This is a genomic window from Mycobacterium sp. TH-M25, from assembly GCF_057473665.1.
The window spans coordinates 1-5,478 of record NZ_JBYCLA010000457.1 but is presented as its reverse complement, the minus strand read 5'-3'; the positions used below and the strand labels follow the sequence as shown (position 1 = coordinate 5,478).

Here is a 5,478-nt window from a genome sequence, read left to right as displayed (position 1 = left end):
GGTTTGATAACCGGAGCCTTTTCCGGCGTCGGTCGCGCAAAGCCACGTTTCACTTCGGTACCACCAACTCTGCAGGGGTCATGTCCATCGGTAGCGTGTCGTGCTCCACCAATGCATCCGCTCGGGACAGCGTCGGGCCTTGCGGCAGTAGCCGCAACGCCACCCAGGGCGCCAGGCTGGGCGTCCCTTTCAAACCCAATGCCTCGCGCGCGTCCTTGGTGTCGTCTACCCCAAACCGAGCTCCCGCCCGGGTGACCCACCACAGCGATTCCGTTGTTTGAGCCGCCGGATTGTTGCCGGTGACCGCAACGAAGTTCGCATAGTTAGGACCGAAGTAGACTTGGTCGGCTTCGCGTCCGGTCGTGTCCGCCTTCACCAACGACACCACTTTATTCACGTCGGCTGAGCTGATCGGAATGGTCGGTCCGGTTATCACCTGGACACGTGACCGGCTCTCACCGGCGGTCCGTTCCCACCACCAGCAGGTCGACGGATTCTCTCGGAGGTCGACCACCTGCAGCGGGGTGTCTGGGTAGGCAGACAGATCTAGCTTGTTGACCACTGGCATCTTTGCCAACGCATAGGGCTCGACGGTGATCGGTTTGGCGTTTCCCGGGTTACCGGCGTTCTGCATGATCTGGGCCACCAGCGGGGGGAGCGTCTCCACGCCGTCAGCCAACACCAGCGAATACTGTTGCGGACCACTGATCTGTGGCGTGACGATCACCGTGCCCACCGGGCCCGGGGCGCCCGGAAATGAGGCCGGATTGCCCTGGTTTGGCACGTCCGGCACTACCAACTCGGGCCCCACCGGCAAAGCGTCGAACAACGCCCGGCTCATCGGACGCGCTTGACTGACTTGCTCTGGCGTCAAGCCCAGTGGCAACAGCACCGACCGGTTCATGGCGTCGATGCGGGACCGGCGTCCCTGCCGGATGACCCATGCATCCCCGCCGTAGTTCAGCACGACCGCGTCCGAGCCGTTCAACACCCGCCGGTGGCCGGACAGGTCTGGGGATCCGTCGATCACTGTGACCGTCACCCCTGACGGCGACCCAACCCCGGTCGAGGTGGCCACGGTGTCGCACACCAGCCATGACGATGTCTGCGGAGTTTGGGGCGAGAACTCCGACGGTGCGCCGGGGATGCCCACCAGCGGTCCGTGTGGCAGCGTGGCGATCTGGCTGGACCGAACCAGGTGCGGGTTGTCCGGTCGCCCGGTGATCAGCCGCGCGGACGCCAGATTCAAGGCGGGGTACAACCTGTCCCCCACCCGGACGTACAGGGCGCCGGAGTCACGGTCCGCGATGATCGGCGACTCATTCAGCTGGCCGGATGGGCTGATACATGACCACAGCAGCGCTCCCAGGCAGCCCACCAATGCCGCGGAAACCGATGCCACCACCGCCAGCGTCTGGCGGCGACCTGGTTCGACCTCCATGCGGACGCGCCAGCGCGTCAACGCCATTGCGGTTCGTCGGGCCAGGAACTGATAACCCGTCACCTGGGTCCGTGTCGACAGGCCGAGGCCGTACCCCGACCCCCGCTGCCCGCGGCTCTCTTCGGCCACGTTAGATCACCTTCCGGTCTAAGAAAACGCCTGCATATTGACCTGGATTTAGGGCAATGCGCTGCTCATATCGATAACCGTAAATCACCCGCATTTACTTGGCCATGGTGCGGTATACCCGCCCATCTCGGCGTCGGACTACATCCTTGAATCCAGCGTTCTTGAGTCCGATCAGCCGGTCGGTCGACGGGATCGCGCCATCAGTCGCGTGGACGGTTGCCACCGCGACCACTGAACTGCCACGTTTCATGTCCCCCATTGGAGATTTTCGCGCCTGCACAGCATGGTAGTCGTGGATGGCTAGCTCGTCCTGCTAAGCGTCCACTCCGGCCTGCGCCTCGCTGACCTGCGCAATAGTCACTCGACAAACCTTCCCAGGGGGACCATTGAGCGGGCCGCGTCGTCACGGGGCGCGTCCGGGACGCAAGATTGGCGGCATGGCTGAGCTCGCGCCCTCGCTCGTCGAACTTGCCAGGCGGTTTGGCATCGCGACCGGGTATGCGGACTGGACCGGCGGTCAGGTGCACGTCGCTGAGACGACGCTGGTCGCTGCGCTTGCCGCCCTCGGTGTGGCAGCCGGTACCGAGCAAGACCGCAACACCGCCCTGACCGTGCATCGTAGGTCCTATTGGGCACGTCAGATGCCGGCCACAATCGTCGCCCGCGCCGGTGCCCAGGCACGATTCTGGGTGCATGTGAGCCACGGCGCTCCCGCCGAAGTGTGGTTACAGCTCGAGGACGGCACGAAACGGGGCGGGCTGCAGCAGGTCGACAACTTCACTCCGCCTTTCGATCTGGACGGACGCTGGATCGGCGAGGCCAGCTTCGTGACGCCCACCGATCTGCCGCTGGGCTACCACCGCGTGCAGCTACGGTCCGGCGACTCCCAGACCAGCACAGCGCTCATCGTGACACCGGATTGGGTCGGTCTGCCGGAGCAGCTCGGCACCCGCCGGGCGTGGGGCCTCGCCGCGCAGCTGTATAGCGTGCGGTCGAGGCAGTCGTGGGGTATTGGTGATCTCACCGATCTGACAGACCTCGCAGTCTGGTCGGCTTCCCGGCACGGCGCTGACTATGTACTGATCAATCCCTTGCACGCGGCCACCCCGACGATTCCCATGGAGCCGTCGCCGTATCTGCCGACTTCGCGACGCTTCTTTAATCCGCTATATATTCGCGTCGAAGCAATCCCGGAATTCTCCGACCTGAAGACGCGTGGCCGGGTACGGGAGCTGCGGACCGAGGTCCAGCAACGCGCCGGCCAACTCGACACCATCGACCGTGACAGCGCCTGGGTGGCCAAGCGGGCGGCGCTCCTGCTGCTGCATCGAGTACCGCGATCAGCAGGCCGCCAGATGGCTTACGCCGCCTTCTGCCAACGTGAAGGACGCGCGCTCGACGACTTCGCCACCTGGTGCGCGTTGGCCGAACGTTACGGCGGCGACTGGCACTGCTGGCCGAGTTTTCTGCAGCATCCGGCCGGCGTCGGTGTCGCTCGTTTCGTCGAAAAACATTCGGATGCCGTCGATTTCCACCGCTGGCTGCAATGGCAGCTCGACGAGCAGCTCGCGGCGGCACAGTCACATGCGGTGCGAGCCGGAATGTCGTTGGGCATCATGCACGACCTGGCTGTCGGCGTGCACCCGAATGGGGCCGACGCGTGGGCGTTACAGGATGTGCTGGCGCGGGGCGTAACCGCGGGCGCGCCGCCAGATGAATTCAATCAACTCGGCCAAAACTGGTCGCAGCCACCATGGCGGCCGGATCGGTTAGATGAGCTGGAGTATCGACCGTTCCGTGCGGTGATCCAGGCTGTGCTACGCCATGCCGGTGGGGTACGGATCGACCACATCATCGGGTTGTTCCGGCTGTGGTGGATCCCGGAGGGGGCACCGCCAAACCAAGGTACCTACGTGCGCTACGACCATGAAGCGATGGTCGGCATCGTCGCCTTGGAAGCGCACCGGGCCGGGGCGCTCGTCGTCGGGGAGGACCTCGGCACGGTCGAACCGTGGGTGCGTGACTACCTACTACTACGGGGTCTGTTGGGCACTTCGATCCTCTGGTTTGAGCTGGATCGAGACGGAACTGGCGGTCCATTGCCGGCTGAGCGTTGGCGCGAGTACTGCTTGTCGTCGGTCACCACCCACGATCTGCCGCCGACCGCCGGCTACTTGGCTGGCGACCATGTGCGGCTACGGGAGTCACTGGGACTGTTGACCCGACCGGGCGAAGATGAAGTCGAGTCCGACCGCGCCGAACTGGAAGCCTGGATGCGTGAGCTGCGCCGGGTCGGGCTGCTGGGAGATCAGGACGACGACCCGGAACAGCTTGTGCTGGCCCTCTATCGGTATCTGGGCCGAACGCCCTCGCGGCTGTTAGGGGTGGCACTGACCGACGCAGTCGGTGACCGCCGGACCCAGAATCAGCCAGGCACTACCGACGAATACCCCAACTGGAGGATTCCGCTGACCGGCCCCGACGGCCAGCCGCTGCTGCTTGAAGACGTCTTCACCGATCGCAGGGCGGCGGCCTTGGCCGAGGCTGTGCGCGCTCAGATCTCGGCTGCGCCTAGCTGCTAACTTCGGGTGCCATGACTGTCCGCGTGAAGGTCGGGGTCGTCGCACCAGTCGCTGACGGTGTCACCGCGAGCCCAGACTGGATGGTCAGCTTTGCCAGCCATCTTGAGCTGTGCGGGTTCGAATCGATCATCGTCGTCGAGCACACCGTCTTGGCCACCCGCTACGACAGCGTCTATCCCTATGACAGTTCCGGACGAGTTGGTCTGGCAGCTGACTGCCCCATCCCTGACCCGCTTGATCTGCTGGCGTTTTTAGCCGGCCAGACGAACCAGCTGGGATTGGCCACTGGAGTGTTGGTACTGCCCAACCATCATCCCGTCGTGCTCGCCAAACGCGCCGCCACGGTTGATGCGCTCTCCGGCGGCCGACTCCGGCTATGCGTGGGTATGGGTTGGCTCAAGGAAGAGCTCAAGGCCTGTGGCGCCGAGTTTGACAGTCGGGGCCGGCGAGCCGACGAGCAGTTGGCCGTCTTGCGGGCACTGTGGGCCGACCAGCTCCACGGGGCGTCGTATCACGGCGAGTTCTTTAACTTCGAGAATGCCATGTGCTACCCGAAACCAGTTGCTGGCGAACATCTTCCGGTTCATATCGGTGGACACACCCGGGCGGCCGCGCGCCGAGCTGGCCGGTTGGGTGACGGCTTCCAACCGCTCGGCGTCACCGGTCCGCGGCTCGCGTCACTGATCGGGTGGATGCGCGAGGAAGCATCGGTTGCGGGCCGCGACCCGGCGCAGCTTGAGGTGTCGCTGGGCCACCTGGTCACCAAGATCGATGCCGAGCGCGCCGGCGCCCTGATTGATCAGGGCGCCGACCGGATCGTGTTGGCGATGCCGCCGACCACCGATATTGAACAGGCCAAAGACGTCCTGTCGGCCTGCGCGCAGCGGCTGTCGTTGGCCTCAGCGGAGCCTCGTGAACCGGCCTGACACTCACATACCGAACCGGGCGGCCCTCAGCGATTTGGTGCACCGGTACGCCGCCACCGTAGACGAACGTCAATCCGACGCTGCAGCAAAGCTTTTCACTGTCACCGCCGAGCTGGCGGATCAGTTGCCGGGCCTTAACGATCAACGCCATCGAGTTCACAGCCGCCACCAAAGACCGTGTTTGCAGAAGACAGTGGCTCTGCGGTCTTGGCCAGCAGCGTTTTCTCGGGCGCTGAACAGTAATTTCCGCTAGCGGATGGGTTGGCTTGAGATCCAGCGGGAAGCGGGTATTTTCGGCCGCGTGAGTAACATCGATGTTAATCGCACGGGTGCCGTCCAGCAGCCAACGGACGCTGGACGGTCAACGCCCAAGGACGCCACCACGCCCCTGGCCGGTGGT

The 5,478-nt window shown here is 64.6% G+C and carries 4 protein-coding genes; 2 read left to right on the top strand and 2 right to left on the bottom strand.

The genetic code is table 11. From position 1 onward, the window contains the following. Positions 1-49 precede the first annotated feature (49 nt). Both eccB and AC2VOU_RS15555 read right to left on the bottom strand, forming a co-directional pair. Positions 50-1,570 carry a type VII secretion protein EccB gene (eccB, locus tag AC2VOU_RS15560; protein WP_486958182.1) on the bottom strand — a complete coding sequence of 507 codons (1,521 nt, stop codon included), beginning with the start codon at positions 1,568-1,570 and terminating at the stop codon, positions 50-52. A gap of 94 nt (positions 1,571-1,664) precedes the next feature. After that, complete coding sequence (locus AC2VOU_RS15555; RefSeq protein ID WP_156406751.1) at positions 1,665-1,820, bottom strand: hypothetical protein; 156 nt, start codon at positions 1,818-1,820, stop codon at positions 1,665-1,667. A gap of 187 nt (positions 1,821-2,007) precedes the next feature. On the opposite strand from AC2VOU_RS15555, the gene malQ reads away from it, so the two are divergent. Both malQ and AC2VOU_RS15545 read left to right on the top strand, forming a co-directional pair. After that, on the top strand, positions 2,008-4,152 hold the full coding sequence (gene malQ / locus AC2VOU_RS15550) for a 4-alpha-glucanotransferase (protein ID WP_047316126.1): 2,145 nt from the start codon (positions 2,008-2,010) through the stop codon (positions 4,150-4,152). 23 nt (positions 4,153-4,175) lie between these two features. Continuing rightward, entirely contained in the window at positions 4,176-5,078 is a 903-nt protein-coding gene (locus AC2VOU_RS15545) for an LLM class F420-dependent oxidoreductase (protein ID WP_486958183.1), read from the top strand. Positions 5,079-5,478 lie beyond the last annotated feature (400 nt).